Source organism: Clostridium sp. Marseille-P3244 (genome assembly GCF_900120155.1).
Taxonomy (GTDB): Bacteria; Bacillota; Clostridia; order Lachnospirales; family Lachnospiraceae; genus Mediterraneibacter.
This window is the reverse complement of sequence record NZ_LT635549.1, coordinates 68,958-86,056: the sequence shown is the minus strand read 5'-3', so window position 1 is coordinate 86,056 and position 17,099 is coordinate 68,958. Positions and strand designations below refer to the sequence as shown.

Genomic DNA, 17,099 nt, shown 5'->3' with positions numbered 1-17,099 from the left:
TATCTGCCTGTTCTGAATGTCTATTCTGAATGCCTCTTTTACAGATATTTCCCGGTAATGCTGCAAGGATCCTGCCGGATCTCATCCGGGGTTCCCGCGGCTACGATCCTGCCTCCGGCCTCTCCGCCGCCGGGCCCCATGTCGATCACATAATCCGCGTTCCGGAGGACATCCAGGTCATGCTCGATGACCACCACAGTGGCGCCGTTTTCGATCAGTGTCTGAAAAACGCCGATCAGTGTCTGTACATCCAGAGGATGAAGGCCGATGGTAGGCTCGTCGAAGATGAACAGGGAATCAGACTGAGTCCTTCCAAGCTCGCTGGCCAGCTTCAGGCGCTGCGCTTCTCCGCCGGACAGACTGGGCGTTTCTTCTCCCAGGGTCAAATATCCGAGCCCCAGATCCTTAAGGACCTGCAGACGCTGGCGGACGAGACGGAGATCCTGGCAGGCCTCCAGTGCGTGATTGATATCCATGGACATCAGTTCTGGAAGGGAATAGCGGTGTCCTTTTTTATCGGTATATTTTATTTTCCCCGCTTCTTTTCCGTATCTGGATCCCCGACACTGAGGGCAGGGAATATTTACGTCGGGAAGAAACTGGACATCCAGGCTGATCTGTCCGGTCCCGTCGCAGACCGGGCAGCGGAGCCGGCCGGTATTGTAGGAGAAATCTCCGGCTTTGTATCCCTGCGTCTTTGCGTCCGGAGTCCGGGCGAAGATCTTCCGCAGTTCGTCGTGGACATTGGCATAGGTGGCCACAGTCGAACGGACGTTGATGCCGATGGGCGTGGCGTCAATGAGCTTGACCTGCCGGATGCCCTCCGCCTCCACAAAACGCACATGGTCCGGAAGTTTTTTCCCCTGGATGGAGGCCTCCAGCCCCGAAACCAGACTTTCCAGGATCAGCGTGGTCTTGCCGGAGCCGGACACACCGGCCACCACGGTCAGTTTCCCTTTCGGGATATCCACGTCCAGAGGCTTTACGGTATGGATCGGGCCGGTGGACAGATGGACCGTTCCGCCGGCAAACATTTCAGAGGCCAAAGCCCGGTCTCTGCTGTGGATCTCCGCTGTTTCAGAAAGAAACGGGCCGATCTTTGACTCTGGATTTCTTCGGATCTCGTCCACAGTTCCTTCCGCGATCACAAGTCCGCCGTCGGAGCCGGCTCCCGGGCCCATCTCAATGAGCCAGTCGGATTCCCGGAGGATCTGGGTGTCGTGATCCACAAGGATGACAGAATTCCCGTCCGCGATCAGGTCGTGCATGACTCCGGTAAGCCCGGTGATGTTGGAGGGATGGAGTCCGATGGACGGCTCATCCAGCACATACAGGACGCCGGTGGTGCGGTTGCGCACGGCCCGGGCGAGCTGCATCCTCTGGCGTTCACCGGTGGAGAGGGTGGAGGAGGCACGGTCCAGGGTCAGATAATCCAGGCCCAGGTCAATGAGCCGTCTGGCGCCGGTCTGGAAAGATTCGCAGATGCTCTCTGCCATGGGACGCATTTCCCCGGGCAGAGAATCCGGGACTTTTGCCACCCATCCGGTCAGGTCGGACAGAGTCATCCTGCAGGCTTCGTCCAGGGAGATGCCCTTAAGCCTGGGCGCCCTTGCCGCTTCGGACAGACGGGAGCCGCCGCAGTCCGGACAGAGATCTTCCTTCAGGAATTTTGCGACCCGCTTCATTCCTTTCTCATCCTTGACTTTCGAGAGGGCGTTTTCCACGGTGTAAACAGCGTTAAAATAAGTAAAATCCAGCTCTGCCGCATCGTTTGAATTTTTTGCTTTATAGAAAATGTGCTTCTTTTCCGCAGGGCCGTTGTAGACGATGTCTTTTTCCCGGTCTGTAAGATCGCGGAAGGGCACATCGGTACGCACACCCATTGCCCGGCACACTTCTGTCATCAATGACCACATGAGCGTTTTCCAGGGGATGACGGCGCCTTCATCGATGGTCAGGGATTCATCCGGGACAAGAGTCGAACGGTCCACCGTACGGACGATTCCGGTGCCGTCGCAGGTGCGGCAGGCTCCTTGGCTGTTGAAGGCCAGCTCTTCCGCGGAAGGTGCATAGAAATGTTCGCCGCACTCCGGACAGACCAGTTCCTGTTCAGCGGCCACTGCAAGTGTGGGAGGATGATAATGCCCGTTGGGACATCTGTGGCTGGCAAGTCGGGAAAACATCAGCCGCAGGCTGTTCAGAAGCTCCGTTCCAGTGCCGAATGTGCTGCGGATGCCGGGGACGCCCGGACGCTGGTGCAGCGCAAGAGCGGCGGGAACATACAGGACTTCGTCCACATCAGCCTTGGCGGCCTGAGTCATCCGCCGTCTGGTGTAGGTGGACAGCGCCTCCAGATACCGGCGGGACCCCTCCGCGTACAGGACTCCCAGGGCCAGGGAGGATTTGCCGGAACCGGAGACACCGGAAATGCCGACGATCCGGTCCAGGGGGATATCTACATTTATATTTTTCAGGTTATGGACCCGCGCGCCGCGGATCAGTATTTTGTCAGGCATGGGATTTCTCCTTCTTTCTGTATCCTTCTCTGCACGATTCATATACCGGACACTGCTTACAGTATAGATCAGGAGAACGGCAGTTACAAGACCGGATCCGCAAAGAGAGCGGGTCCGGCGTTGATAATGAAAGAATTAAAAAGAATTTTAAAAAGTGTGAATGGATTTTCCTCTGTCAGTCGTATTAAGAGTGTAACAGAAGTAAGCGCTGTGATATGATGGAGGAAACAGACGATGAAAAAATTATTGGCAGGAACATTGATTGCGGCATCAGTATTGTGTATCGGAGGGACAGGTGTGCTGGCGGCTCCCGGACGCGGACAGAATTTTACTGACAGCGACGGAAACGGGATCTGTGATCATCTGGAGACATCCCTGACGGACGGCATCCGGGGAGGCGGGATGAACTTTACGGATGAGGACGGAGATGGGATCTGTGACAACTATGGAACCGGAAACGCCGGGACAGGAAACACCGGAGCCGGGAATACGCCGGGAAATGCCGGGACCGGGAACTGCGTCGGCCGCCAGGAGGGAACAGGACGTCATGCGGGGAACGGGTGTCATGCGGGATTCCGAGGGGGACGGAACAGATAGACAGGACAGAAAGATGAAACGGAACCATAGAGACTTCGGGGGAAAGAGCTATGCGGAGTGAAGCGGACGCAGTCCGGGCTGTAGAACAATATGCGGACACAGTCCGGAGGATCTGTATGATTCATCTGAAAAACTACGCGGATACGGAGGACATATTTCAGACGGTATTTTTGAAGTATGTCCTAAGTTCCGTTTCTTTTGAAAGCAAGGAGCATGAGAAGGCCTGGATCATCCGGGTCACGGTAAATGCCTGCAGGGATCTTCTGAAAAGTTTTTTCCGCAGCCGCACCGTCCCTCTGGAGGAACTGGTGAGAGAACCGGCCGCGGCTCCTACAGGGGAGGACAGGGAGGTGCTGGAGGCCGTGCTGTCGCTGCCGGGGAAATATAAGGATGTCGTGTATCTCCATTATTATGAAGGATACACAGCCCCGGAGATCGGGCGGATCCTGGGGAAGAACGCCAATACTGTTTATACGCTGCTGACCCGGGCGAAGGGTCTTTTGAGAGAAAGGCTGGGAGGTGAGGACGATGGATGACAGGATCAGGAAAGCGCTGGAAGGGATCCGCGCGGAGGAGGAACTGAAAGCGCATACGGAAACTTACCTCCTGGAATATATGCGGAAAAAGCAGAGCCGGAAAGTGTGGAAACATTTCGGGCCTGCTGTCGCCGCCGCGGTCTGTCTTTTGCTGGTCTGCGTCTGTGCCGGGGGATGGAAGCTTTATTTCACGCCGACGGCTGCCGTCAGCATAGATATCAACCCGTCCGTGGAACTGGAGGTCAACCGGTTTGACCGGGTGCTCTCAGTGATCGGATTCAATGAGGACGGACAGGAACTGGCAGATTCTCTGGCCATCCGGTTCATGGACTGTGAGGAAGCGGTAGCCCAGATCCTGGAAAGCGAGACGGTTTCCGGCCTGATATCCGGGGACGGGATCCTGGAGATCACGGTTGCGGGAAACAATGACGCGCAGTGCGGCAGGATCCTGTCAGAGCTGGAGACGTCCACGGAGGATGAAGCGAATGCCCGCTGCTACTCTGCCTCCATGGAAGATGTGGAAAATGCCCATGAAGCCGGTCTTTCCCTTGGAAAATACCGGGTCTTTCTGGAAGTGCAGGCTTTGGATCCGGACATAACGCCGGAAGAAGTGCAGGGCATGACCATGAGAGAAATCCGGGAGCTGATCCGAGAACTGTCCGGTTCCGGAGAAGATATGGCGGAAGAGGACAATGCCGGGAACCACGGCCATGGATGGAACGGGGAAGACAATGAAGGAAACAGTGGAAAGAACGGCGGAAACAGCAGTGGAAACCGGCGCCATGGCTCTGCGTCCGGGAGGACACAGAGCCAGTGAAACGAATGGTTACCGGGAGGTGACTAAGGCAGATAAAAGTGCGTACTTGCATTCAGAATGTATAACAGGTAAGATCAGAGCAATGAAACATCGGACTGATATTTGAAGAAAGGATGCTGGAAATGTGAACATTGCCTGGCGGTTTGTCCCACCGGGGCGGTCTCTATTTTCGGGCACAGGCCGGAGGACAGCCTGACGCCTGTAAATACAAAAGAAGCCGCGCCGATGCTGGATGGACTGATCGCCAACAGACATTCCTGCAGACGGTATCAGGACCGGAATGTTGCTCCTGAAGTAATTGATGACATGATCCACCGACTTGCAAACGCTCCCAATGGCGGGAATAAGCAGCAGGTGGAGTTCACATTGATCGATGACAAAGAGAAGATGGCCCGTTTCCGTCAGACAGTCCGGAAGGAAACAGAACGCCTGGCCGGACAGGGAATCTATCCAGAAGGGTTTGACCGGGCCTCCTATGAAGATATGAAGCGCTGGGAAGGGACCGTCCGCCCGGATATGTTATTTTGCGGCGCGCCTCACCTGCTGATTCCTCATGCACCGGCGGGACAGGGGGAACCGGTGCAGGATGTGCTGATCGCGGGAACGTATTTTGAACTGCTCTGTGCCTCCCGGGGACTGGGGGCAGTGATGCTGACGTTTCCGCTGGGGGCTCTGGACCGGATGCCGGAGATTAAGGCAATGCTCGAAATCCCCGGAGATCATTATGTCGGGATGCTGATCGGGTTCGGATATCCGGAGATTCGTTATGCCAGAGGCGCACAGAGGACAGTCGGTGAGAACCGCATCCATCGCCCCGTGTTTTAGAGGGAGTGTCACATATACAGATATTCACGGAGCGGATTATCAGATTCTGGTGGAGGCAGATTTCCTTGTGAACCTGTATGAAGACCAGATGGGCAAAAACAGCGCGGAGTCTGTCCTGGATAAAATATTCAGGACAGGGATCGGGAGAAAGATCTGCGAAGAGATGTTCGCTCTCCATGAGAGTGGCCGAATGCTAGAATCAGATACAGCGGTATCTATTACCGGTCAATGTTCGCGTAGGTAATGAGCAGAGCGGAAAAATTCCCAAAGGCTGATTTTCGGGTTGATTTTTTTGTCATGGGCGCATATAATACATATTAACAGAACCCAACACGCCTCTCAACGATGCGGACCACGTTGGGTCTTTTAATTTCAGGGAGAATATTGTATGGGTGAACAAAAAATACATCAGCCGCCTATGACAATTGATGAACAAGTAGAAAATCTAAAAAGTATAGGACTGATTGTCAACGATGAAGAATACGCAAAACAAATATTGAATGACATATCTTATTTTAGATTAATTAAAGCTTACAGCCTGAATTTAAAGCCGAAGAATGGGAATTATTATAAAGGTGTAACTTTTGAACAGATTGTAGATTTATATCTTTTTAATTCAAATTTCCGTCAATTGATATTTCCGGAAATAGAAAAAGTAGAAATTAATGTAAGATGCCGGATTTCAAATTTTTTTGCGGAAAACTATGGTGTTTTAGGCTATTTGGATTCGGATAAATTTATAAATCCGGAATACCATAAAAGTTTTTTAAATGATATAGAGGCGGAAATACATAGAAACTTTAAGGCTCCGTCTGTGAGAAATTTTCGAGAGAATTATGAAGGTGGACAATTGCCGATTTATGCGCTGGTTGAGGTGTTCAGCTTTGGTACATTATCAAAATTTTACAAGAATATGAAGAATGGAGATAAAAAGATAGTAGCAAAATCATTTGGTGTTGGATATACATATCTCGAAAGCTGGATGGAGTGCATTGCATATGTCCGAAATATATGTGCACATTATGGACGTTTATATAATGCAAAATTGTCAAAGACCCCAATATTATATAAAGAATATTCAAAAGCTGGAATTAGAAATAATAGGATATTTGGAGTGTTATTATGCTTAAAACATCTGCTGATGAATGACAGACATTGGAATTTGTTTGTGGAAAGGATCGAGTTACTATTTGAGAAATATGAGAGTGTTGAAATAAAAACGATGGGATTTCCTCTAAATTGGAAAGACCTGCTGCAACATGATACTTAGATGATAACAGTATGACAACAAAAATACCGGACAGAAGAGAGACTTTCATAGGTCTCTTTTTTTATGCAGATTATACCCGAAAAAGCGCAGATTGTTCCCCTGATTTTCCGGGGAAATGGAATATTGATATAATATAAGAAGCAACGGCTGCGCAGCATATTTCCTCCGCATGTTTCGGGAGGTTGCTGCGGGCTGTTACAGATCAGGGATCGGCGGGGGGACAAAATAAACTGAGATACGGAAGAGGAGAACGTCGATATGAGATATATGAGACAGAGAGTACTGGCGGGAATTCTGGCCGCCGCGCTGTTGTCAGGACAGGCGGGGATCACTGCGGTATCTGCGGGGACAGATTCCGGGACGGCTGAATCAGCAGATTTTTCGGGGCATGAAACTGTCAGCGTGGCCGGGTTCGCGGAACTTTCGGAAGAGGAAGCCCGGCAGACGGTGCCGGTGGGGACGCAGAAGGAAGATCTGCCGTTGCCGGAGGAGCTGGAAGCATACATACAGGATACGGCGGATGAAACGGTCAGTATTACGGATATTACATGGGAGAGCGAACCGGAGTATGACGGCTTGGCTGAGGGAGAATATGTATTCACGCCTGTGCTCCCGGAGGAATATGTCCTGCCGGAGGATGTCAGCCTTCCGGCGGTCTCTGTAACAGTGACGGATGATGCGGCGGATAACGGGACGGCCGGCGTGCCGGAAGACGGGAATGACGGCAATGTACCGGATCAGGATACGTCCGGAGAAAGTGGAGAAAGTACAGATCAGGAATCGGAAGATGACGAGGCGGCGCGCCACATCGCGGAGACGGAAGGGGACTGTATGGATCTGGACTGTCCCATCCATTATCCGGAGGCTGTCAGGGAAGAGATGGAACAGGATGAAGTGCCGGAACTTCTGACGCTGGAAGATCTTGTGGAAGACTACGGGGTAACGCTTCCCGAGGAGAATACACAGACTTCCTCCATGCTCCGCAGTTTTTCCAGGAACAGTACGGCCGTGTCACTTCAGTCAGAGGAGACGCATCCACAGACGCTGATGGTCACCGAGGACAATGAGAACAACGCCCATACCGGAAGCCGCGACGGGGATATTGATGCCAGCATGTCCGAGTGGCGTTCGTCCCATCCCATAGAGATCGCTTTTACACTGGATGAACTGCCCACCCAGAGCGCTTACCTGGCGGTCAAAGCGTACGACGTGGACGAGGACTCCGGGGAGACCGACTATGTATACATCAACGACGATATTTACGACCCCATGGATCAGGAGAACAGTCACGAACACTCCTATAATGACGGGACTATCGGGTATCTGTCCGGAACCAATAATACGTGGAACACGACCGTGCTTGAGATCCCTCTGGAAAAACTCCAGCTCGGGAAAAATGTAATCTCTGTCACCATCGCCACCGGGTGGTGTGTTCAGATAGACTGGATGCAGCTGATCCTGGACGGCGGCGAATCGGATGAGAACATTGAAAGTTTCTCTCTGGATCTGGCAGATGCCTCTGTGGCGGACCGTACAGTGACTGTAGAGGCAGACGTGGAAGTCCGCCAGAACGGGAATGAGACGTATATGACGGAATATACGCTGATCCAGGACGCCACAGGCAACGCCCTGGACGCCTGTTTCGGAAGCCTTGCGGGCAACGGGGCCGAGACCATCGGACTTGACATGCCGCTGAACTCGGAGTCCGGACTTTACAGGATCACAGGAATTCTGAAGGATGAGAATGAACAGATCAAGGCGACAGACGAGATCACCTTTTATTTTGTCAGCGGGGCCGGACTGGGTCCCAGGATCACCCATACGCTGTCTACAGAGGAGACGACGGCGGGCAGCGTGACCATCACGGTGAGCGCGGAGGGATCGGAAGAATTGGGAGTCACGGATGTGTCTGTGCCAGTACCGGTACAAGTAGCAGAAGTTAACGGGATATATACGTTTGTGGTCCGTTATAAGCTGGATGGGACTGACACAACATGTACCTATACGGTGCAGGTCACAAACATTGATAAGACGCCGCCGGAGATCCAGTATCATACAGTGTCTGTGACAGAGGAGACGGATGTAGAGGAACTAAGGGAGCTTTTCGCGAAAGAGCTGACCGTCTCTGACAATGTAAGGCTGGCGGAGGAGCCTCTTTCCTACACCATCCCGGATGATATCACCGGCGCTCCCGGGACAAAGTATGTCCGGGTGACAGCTGTGGACTCAGTGGGGAACACGGCGCAGGAAGACTGTGCCGTCACAGTGACGCCGCTGCCGCTGACGCTGACGATGGAGGAGGCCCAGGAGGGCACAGGGGACAGCTTTGCTCTGTCCGCCGTGCTGACATATACCGGGGGAGAGGCGATTACTGAGACCGGTTTTGTCTGGGGAGTGACGGCCAATCCCACGCTGGATCTGAACAACGGGACTGTTCAGACATCAGGCCCTGTAACGGTGAAAGGCGGGACGCTGTCCGGGACGGCCACAGGGATCGCCGGCGGTATTGTGTACTATGCGCGGGCCTATGCCCGCACTTCTGACGGTGATGTGGTGTACAGTGATCCCCTCCAGTTTGGATCCGGGATCCCGGACTATGGAACCATCTCCATAAGCGGAGTAAGCGGCGGGAGCGGGCAGGCGGTCTTTACCATCAGCCGGACCGGAGGATCCGACGGGGCGCAGACCGTGTACTACCGCACCGTCAACGGATCCGCTGTGGGAGGGACCCACTTTACCCATGCGTCCGGATCGGTGACCTTTGCGGACGGAGATGCTTCCGCGAAGACAGTTACTGTCACCGAACAGGGGGTGACCGCGGCTTATGACGGCGACGCGGGAACCCGGTATTCCAACGCGGACCGCACCTATTCCCTGGAGATCTTCCGTGTGGAGGGCGGCGCGTCCATCGACGGGGACGGTGCGTCCATGACCCGCACGATGACCCGCAGCGGAGATTACACGGTCAGCCGGGATATCTATACCTCCGAGCGGTCTTTGGTCCAGCTGGCGGAGACGGCGAACAAGACGACGGACGGGCAGTATATCGCGGACGGAGAAAGAGGACAGGGAGCCAGAGAATACAATGTAAATTTCCTGACCAACCGCAACAATGTACAGAACTGGCATGATGACGCCGACTTATCGGATTATTATACAGACCGGGAACGGGAATACATAAGCGCCACGGCCGGGAACTGGTACTACCGGTATCAGATGTGGGTCTATGAGGATGAAGACGGCTATGAGAACGCTTATATCGGCACCCAGCCTGTGGAGGACCGGTATTACGACAAAGGAGGGAGCGCAAATGCGGTGTCCGGCATTGCCGGACAGCTCTGGGCATGTACGTTCCTGCAGGGGCAGAGGGATGCTGCCGGGCAGTACTCGTTCCCGTCTTCCAGCAGCGGAGGCGGTGAAAACAGCTATCGTCCCCACAGGATCTCCAACAGCGCCACGTCCTACAATGGCAGGGAATATGTCTCTCTGGCCACGGACCAGACCGCGTACATCTATTTCGGGGCCAATGGCTCCGGCCAGGACAGATGGTACCTGGACGGGCTGACCAGCTATGCCGTTGTGGGCGATGGGACGGAACCCCGGCTGCTGGGCGTGGCGCCCATGGCGGGAGGAACCTATCTCCCGGGCGATACCATCACGGTGTCCCTGGTCTTTGACGAGATCGTGGACAGTCAGAACAGCACCCTGAACGGGCTCACCATCACCACCAATGTGGGTACTCTGACTTATGCCGGAGGAGCGGACACAAATGTGCTGTATTTTACGGGTGAGGTAGATACGTCCGTCAGCCTGGACGGCAGCAGTGCGCTGCAGGTGACGTCGGTCAGCAATGCCGGCGGGATCAAGGATATGTGCGCCACGACGGGAACCACATCCGCCGTGAGCGGCAATACGAACGTAACCGTGGATGCCTCGCAGCCTTCTGCGACGATCACGGCCAATACGACAGGGGCGCGTCCCAGCCACACGGCGACCATCACTGCGGCGAACGCGGATCGCGTCCAGTATGTGTGGACGACGGATACAGCCCTGCCCGCCTACGGGTGGACAGAGGTGAGTAGCGGGGAGACCATTACGGCGGCCCAGGATTCCGGGACAGCCGGAGCGGTGTCCACGTGGTATCTCCATGTGCTGGCGACAACCGATACAGGAGCTTCCGCCCATACTTATGAAAGTTTCAGTTTTCAGCAGCCGGCCATCACAGGCGTGTCTGTCCGGGAGAGCGGATCTGCCTCCGGCGCAGATGTGTCCAGTGTATGGAGGCCATATAAATACATCGTGGTGGAATACACCGGGACCCAGTCTGCTTCCGATACTACGCTGACATTCAGCGGGCCCCAGAACGACAGCCAGACCTTCCGGGACAGCGGCGGGACCCGTTATCTGAGAGTGACGGAGAACGGCGTTTATACGGTCACGCTGACAGATTCTTTCGGGAATGTCCTGACCAGGACGGTGAATGTACAGATGATCGATACGCAAGTGCCGTCGGTCACACTGCGGAGCGGAAGCGGAACGGGCGCGGTGTACAATGAGCTTGCCTTCTCCGTGAGCCCTTCGGATACCGGAGGGAGCGGCATTGCCTCGGTGGAGTATGCCTGGACCACAAGTGAGAGCGAACCGTCGGCATGGAGTACGCTGAACCCCCGGGCGGACGGAAGTTATACAGCGGAATACACCGCCACGGAAAGCACAAGGACGACCAGATACCTTTATGTCAGAGCCACGGACGGGGCGGGGAATACCTTTACCACACATTCCGACGGATACGACGTCATCGCTCCGGCATCGGGAACCGCGCTCCCGTCCATCACGGTCACGGGGAACCCCACCGGCTGGACTTCAGGTTCCGCTGTTTTGGAATGGAGCGTGACCGCCGGTACGGGAACGGGGGCGGGAGATATCTCTTCCATTGTCACACCGGACGGAATGAGCATCAGCGACGGCGTGACGGCGCTTCCTTCTTCCGGAAGCTGTACAGTGACGGAAAACGGCATGTACGTGTTCTCTGTGATCGATGAATACGGAAATACAGACACGGAGGAGATTATCGTCAATTATCTGGACAATGAAGCGCCTTCTCTGGGGAATATCAGCGCCTCATCCCAGGGGCAGACGGCGACAGTTACTCTTACGACGCCGACAGATGACAATACTTCTCAGTATGACAGCAGCGGAAACTATACCGGCCGTTCGGGAAGCGGCATCCGGACACGGGAATACCGGCTGGGAAACAGCGGCAGCTGGACAGCGTTTACCGGAAATACATTTACCGTGGCGGTCAACGGCACATACAGTGTAAGGCTGACGGACCAGGCGGGAAACAGCAGGACATATACCGTAGAAGTAAGCGGGATCGACACTACGGATCCCACCGTGACGCTGGGAAGCCTGACGCCCGACGGGGAGGACGGATGGTTTAAGACCACGCCGGTTTCCGTTGCCGTAACCTATGCGGATGGCGCCAACGGCAGCGAGGGCGGAGAGCCCAGCGGCATTGAAGACGCGAAATACGCTTTTGTGACCGGCAATACGGACGTGCCGGCGGAAGAAGAACTGCAGGATCTGCCCGCCAGCGGCGGGACGGTCTCTCTGGGGACAGCGGCGGCAGATTCCGCCAACGGGACCTGGTATCTGTATTACCTGGTGACGGATCAGGCGGGAAACAGTACCAGCGGATATTCCCAGGCCATCAAGAAAGATTCTTCAGAGCCGGAGCTCGAGGTTTCGGGACCGTCCGCCGGGCAGACGGCTGCGGACGGCATTACCTTTACAGTTTCAGCGGAAGGGTACGGACCCTCCGGCGGGAGCATCCTGGCGGGAGACAGCAGCGACGCGGAAGCCATGGAAGAACTGGACTCCAGACAGGACAGCGGTGCTCTGACGGACACATATACGGTGAAAGATTCCGGAACTTATTACTTCAGATATATGACCGGAGCGGGAAATACAGGATATGACACGGTCTATGTCCATGAGGTGACGTTTGATACAGGGGAAGGCAGCAGTGTCTCTTCTCAGCTGGTGTGGACGACTCTTCCGGAAGGATCGGAGGATACTTCTGTACAGTGCAAAGTGCAGAAACCGTCAGATCCGGAACTCACCGGCCATACATTTGAGGGCTGGTACACGGACGAGGACTGCACAGAGGCCTATGATTTTGATACGCAGATAAAAGAAAACACGACACTTTACGCAAAGTGGGAGGCGGAAGAGTATTCCGTGTCCTACCAGATCGGTGGGGAGACCTATACGCCGGACATCTCTTATCAGTCCTATACTTACGGGGTCGGGCTGACCCTGCCCCAGCCGGCGAGAGAAGGCTATACATTTGACGGATGGTATCTGCAGTCCGATTACAGCGACGGGGAGCGCCAGACAGCTATCGGAGCGGAGGAGACCGGAACACGCACGTTCTACGGGCGCTGGATCGATGTGACAGATCCCTCGCTGTCTGTGGAACTTACCCGGGAGGGCAGCGCGGCGGACGACGGTACAGTATGGCACAATGCGCAGACCGAGCCGGAAATCAGACTGAACTATTCAGACAATGAAGGCGTGACCGCCCTGTATGTAAAAGTGGACGACGGAGACTTTGAAGAAATCTCCGGGGCCGGGACAGGAAGCGGAACCCCCCAGGATACAGAGTATGAGTATGCAGATCTTCAGGAGGGCAGGCATACCTATACGTTCCGCGCGGAAGACGCGGCAGAGAACTGGAAGGAGCAGTCTGTCACGGTGAACCTGGATACCACAGCGCCCGTCATCGGAGAGATCACTTATGAATATAAGGCGGCAGATTTTCTTGACTGGATCATCGGGAAGGAAAGCCTGGTGATCACGATCCCTGTGGAAGAATACGGAAGCGGGGCGGAAACCATCGACTATACACTTCAGCAGGACGGCGGTGAAGAGCAGAAACTGTCTGCGGAACTGGCGGATACCGACGGCGGCCGGGAGGCTGTGCTCACATTTGAAGCAGACTGGAAGGGGACGGTGACAGACATCACCTGCACCGACACAGCGGGGAATGTGTCCGCCGTGAAGAGCTTAAGCAGCACGGGCGGCATCATCGTGGAGGACAATGCCCCGGAGATCAGTTTTGAGGCAGTTACAGAAGGAGCGGATCTGTCCGGATGGCTGCCGGATAAGGAAACGGTCAGCGTGGAGGTCGCCGATACCCGGGAGGAAACGGGCGATGGGATCTCTTCCGGGATTGCGGAGGTGACCTGGTCGCTGGACGGCGGGGACGCAGTGTCCGTAAGTGATCAGGGATTTGACAGCAGCCTTGAAGATTCCTGTGATTTTACTGTGGAGATCACCGGCAGGGGAGAGCATACGCTGAATGTAACTGCGGTGGATCATGCGGGAAATACAAATACACAGAGCATTAAGGTGAAGATCAGCGAGAAGCGGGAAACGCCGGACGCGGGCATTGATTACAGGGAAGAAACGCTGACCGGCCTTGAGCCGGGCGGCTCTTACACAATAAAAAGCAGCGTGGCAGCAGGCGAGACAGTCACTGCTTCCGATGACGGTACAGTGGATATCAAAGAGCAGTGGATGGGCCAGGGACTTGTGATCGTGAGACAGGGAAACGGAACCGACTACAGGGACAGTGAGGAGCAGTATCTGCCGGTGGATAAGAGACCGGACGCGCCCGAAGGCCTGGAAGGAACGTCCGTGTCTTACCAGTCGGAGGACGGGACCATCACCAATGTTACTGCAGCGATGGAATACCGGAAATACGAAGAGACTTCCTGGATCCAGATCACGGAAGACATGCTGACGGAAGGCAGCCTGACCGGTCTTGCCGCAGGGACATATCTGGTGCGTTTCCAGGCGACAGACAGCAGTTTTGTGTCGCCGACGAAGAGTGTCGTTGTGCCGGAATATACGCTGGTTGAGATCGGCGGAAGCATTGCGGTCAGCGGGGGCCTGAAATACGGGGAGACTTTGACTGCAGACATCTCCGGGATGACGCCGGGAGAGGCGACCATCCGGTATGAGTGGAAGCGAAGCGGCAGTGCGGACGTTCTCGGGACAGAGCAGACCTATCTTCTGACGGCGGACGACATCGGACATACGATCACTCTGACAGTATACGGGACAGAGGCTTATACCGGGGAACTGAGCGCTGAGACGGCCCGGGTGGAAAAAGCGGACGGAGCGGAGATCAGCGGAGCCGGCAGTACAGATGAGACGATCCGCAATCGAACGGACGGCACCATCACCGGCATCACAACGGCCATGGAATATAAGCTGTCCACAGAAGATGCATATATTGCGGTCACAGAGCAGATGCTGACGGAAGGGGCGCTGACGGGGCTGGCTCCGGGCAGCTATGATGTACGCTGTCAGGAAACAGAGGTCAGCAAACCCGGCCCTGTAAAAACATTTGTGATCCGGGAGGGAAGGACGCTGACCGTATCGTTTGAGAGCAATGGCGGCAGCGCTGTGGAAAATGAGACAGGGCTGTCATGGCATAACAGGGTGACAGAGCCGGCAGAACCTGTCAGGGAAGGATACAGGTTTGACGGCTGGTATGAGGACAGCGCGCTGCAGGATGCATGGGATTTCAGTCGGGATGAAGTGGAAGACGATCTGACACTTTACGCGGGGTGGACAGATATCGCCAGCCCCTCGCTGTCTGTGGAACTTACCCGGGAGGGAGGAGAAGCGGACGACGGAACAGTCTGGCACAATGCGCAGACCGAGCCGGAGATCAGGCTCACTTATTCGGACAATGAGGGCGTGGCGGCGCTGTATGTAAAGGTGGATGAAGGAGAATACTCAGAAATCGCGGAGGCCGGGACAGGAGATGGGACGACTGTGGATACGGAGTATGAATACACGGATCTTCAGGAAGGAAAGCACACCTATACGTTCCGGACGGAAGACGCGGAAGGGAACCGGACGGAACAGTCTGTTGCCGTAAATCTGGATACCGCAGCTCCTGTGATCGGGGAGATCACCTGTGAGTATAAAGAAGAAGTTTCCGGCTGGATCGTCGGGGAAGAGCGCCTGGTCATCCGGATCCCCGTGGAGGAGAACGGAAGCGGGGCGGATGCGGTCACCTGTACAGTCCGGGAGGACGGCGGCGAAGGACAGACCGTGACGGTCCGGCTTGAAGATAACGGCGACGGCCAGGCGGCGGAACTTACCTTTGAAGCGGACTGGAAGGGAACGGTGACAGACATCACCTGTACAGATACGGCGGGGAATGTATCCGACGCAAAGAATCTGAGCAGTACGGGCGGCATTATCGTAGAGGACAATGCCCCGGAGATCTGTTTCCGGGCGGCCACAGAAGGGGCTGACCTGACCCAATGGCTGCCGGATCAGGAAACTGTGATCGTGGAAGTTGCCGATGCCGGGACAGAAGCGTCTCCTGCGGTCTCTTCCGGGATCGCGGAGGTGACCTGGTCGCTGGACGGAGAAGAAGCCGTGCCGGTCAGCCAAGGACGAGCAGACGGCCTTACGGAGTCCTGTGATTTTACTGTGGAGATCTCCGGCAGGGGAGAGCATCTGTTGAGCGTCACTGCAGTGGATCATGCAGGAAATACGAATACACAGCAGATCACGGTCCGGATCAGCGAACAGTGGGAGATGCCTCAGGCAGTGATTGATTACAGAGCGGAAACGCTGACCGGCCTGGCCCCGGAAGGATCCTATACGATAGAAAGCAACGCCCTGGAAAGCGGGACGGTCACGGCATCTGCAGACGGCACAGCGGATATCCCGGAGCGATGGATGGGACAGGAACTCGTCATCATAAGAAATGGGAACGGGGCTGACCGCCGGGACAGCGGCGCCCAGATCCTGACAGTGGACGCAAGGCCGGACGCGCCTGAAGGCCTTGAAGGGACAGCCGTGTCCTATCAGTCGGAGGACGGAACCATCAGCGGCGTCACTTCAGCCATGGAGTACCGCAGATCCGGAGATGAGACCTGGATCCCGGTTACGGAAGACATGCTGGCAGGCGACGTTCTTGAAGGTCTGGCCGCGGGAATGTACGAGGTGCGTTACCAGGCCACAGAAACGGCCTTTGCTTCCCCGTGTTCCGAGATCTCCGTGCCGGAGTATGTGCCGGTTGAGATCAGCGGGATCCTCCGGATCAGCGGAAAAATGATCAGCGGGGAGACCCTGGCTGCAGACCTGTCCGGAGTCCTTCCGGCGGACGCGGACGTCAGGTATGAGTGGAGACGGAGCGGAAGCGATGAAATCCTTGGGACAGAGAGCTCTTACCGGCTGACGGCAGACGATATCGGCCATACCATCTCACTGACAGTATATGGAATAGAGGCTTATACCGGTCAGTTAAGCGCGGCGGCAGATGGGACCGTAGAGGCGGCCAGAGCGGCAGACACCGGGGACGGGGCCGGAGTTACGGCCTGGCTCCTTCTCCTTATCGTGTCCGGAGCAGCAGCCGCGGGATTCGGCGCGCTGGGATACCGGAATAAGAAAAGAAGATAAAAGAATAAGGCCGGAACTTGATAGTCGTTATCCCGGGAGAT

Annotated in this window: 8 protein-coding genes; 7 read left to right on the top strand and 1 reads right to left on the bottom strand. The window is 55.4% G+C overall.

Annotated features, from left to right (window positions below):
- Nucleotides 1-38 precede the first annotated feature (38 nt).
- Nucleotides 39-2,516: an excinuclease ABC subunit UvrA gene (locus tag BQ7367_RS02150; protein ID WP_072523999.1), complete on the bottom strand. Its 2,478-nt coding sequence runs from the start codon at nucleotides 2,514-2,516 to the stop codon at nucleotides 39-41.
- 234 nt (nucleotides 2,517-2,750) lie between these two features.
- Between BQ7367_RS02150 and BQ7367_RS02145 the strand changes: the two genes are divergently transcribed.
- From BQ7367_RS02145 to BQ7367_RS02115, 7 genes are all read left to right on the top strand, one after another.
- Nucleotides 2,751-3,113, top strand: coding sequence for a hypothetical protein (locus BQ7367_RS02145; RefSeq protein ID WP_072523998.1), 363 nt, complete (start codon nucleotides 2,751-2,753; stop codon nucleotides 3,111-3,113).
- Nucleotides 3,114-3,163: 50 nt separating this feature from the next.
- On the top strand, nucleotides 3,164-3,649 hold the full coding sequence (locus BQ7367_RS02140) for an RNA polymerase sigma factor (protein WP_072523997.1): 486 nt from the start codon (nucleotides 3,164-3,166) through the stop codon (nucleotides 3,647-3,649).
- Nucleotides 3,642-4,466 (top strand): anti-sigma-I factor RsgI family protein, encoded by an 825-nt coding sequence (locus BQ7367_RS02135; RefSeq protein ID WP_072523996.1) that lies wholly within the window; start codon nucleotides 3,642-3,644, stop codon nucleotides 4,464-4,466. The genes BQ7367_RS02140 and BQ7367_RS02135 overlap by 8 nt, the downstream gene beginning before the upstream one ends.
- Before the next feature lie 102 nt (nucleotides 4,467-4,568).
- A complete protein-coding gene (locus tag BQ7367_RS02130; protein WP_072523995.1) occupies nucleotides 4,569-5,291 on the top strand; it encodes a nitroreductase family protein in 723 nt (240 codons plus the stop codon).
- On the top strand, nucleotides 5,233-5,535 hold the full coding sequence (locus BQ7367_RS02125) for a hypothetical protein (protein ID WP_143142939.1): 303 nt from the start codon (nucleotides 5,233-5,235) through the stop codon (nucleotides 5,533-5,535). The genes BQ7367_RS02130 and BQ7367_RS02125 overlap by 59 nt, the downstream gene beginning before the upstream one ends.
- 144 nt (nucleotides 5,536-5,679) lie before the next feature.
- The gene (locus tag BQ7367_RS02120; RefSeq protein ID WP_072523993.1) at nucleotides 5,680-6,561 is read left to right on the top strand and encodes an Abi family protein; all 882 of its coding nucleotides are present in this window, start codon (nucleotides 5,680-5,682) and stop codon (nucleotides 6,559-6,561) included.
- 258 nt (nucleotides 6,562-6,819) lie between these two features.
- Nucleotides 6,820-17,058 (top strand): InlB B-repeat-containing protein, encoded by a 10,239-nt coding sequence (locus BQ7367_RS02115; protein WP_072523992.1) that lies wholly within the window; start codon nucleotides 6,820-6,822, stop codon nucleotides 17,056-17,058.
- Nucleotides 17,059-17,099: the final 41 nt, after the last annotated feature.

What these genes read in the sequence shown, in the direction of transcription:
- BQ7367_RS02145 (WP_072523998.1), top strand. Translation starts at nt 2,751, where the DNA reads ATGAAAAAATTATTGGCAGGAACATTGATTGCGGCATCAGTATTGTGT.
- BQ7367_RS02150 (WP_072523999.1), bottom strand. Translation starts at nt 2,516, where the DNA reads ATGCCTGACAAAATACTGATCCGCGGCGCGCGGGTCCATAACCTGAAA.
- BQ7367_RS02125 (WP_143142939.1), top strand. Translation starts at nt 5,233, where the DNA reads ATGCCAGAGGCGCACAGAGGACAGTCGGTGAGAACCGCATCCATCGCC.
- BQ7367_RS02120 (WP_072523993.1), top strand. Translation starts at nt 5,680, where the DNA reads ATGGGTGAACAAAAAATACATCAGCCGCCTATGACAATTGATGAACAA.
- BQ7367_RS02140 (WP_072523997.1), top strand. Translation starts at nt 3,164, where the DNA reads ATGCGGAGTGAAGCGGACGCAGTCCGGGCTGTAGAACAATATGCGGAC.
- BQ7367_RS02135 (WP_072523996.1), top strand. Translation starts at nt 3,642, where the DNA reads ATGGATGACAGGATCAGGAAAGCGCTGGAAGGGATCCGCGCGGAGGAG.
- BQ7367_RS02115 (WP_072523992.1), top strand. Translation starts at nt 6,820, where the DNA reads ATGAGATATATGAGACAGAGAGTACTGGCGGGAATTCTGGCCGCCGCG.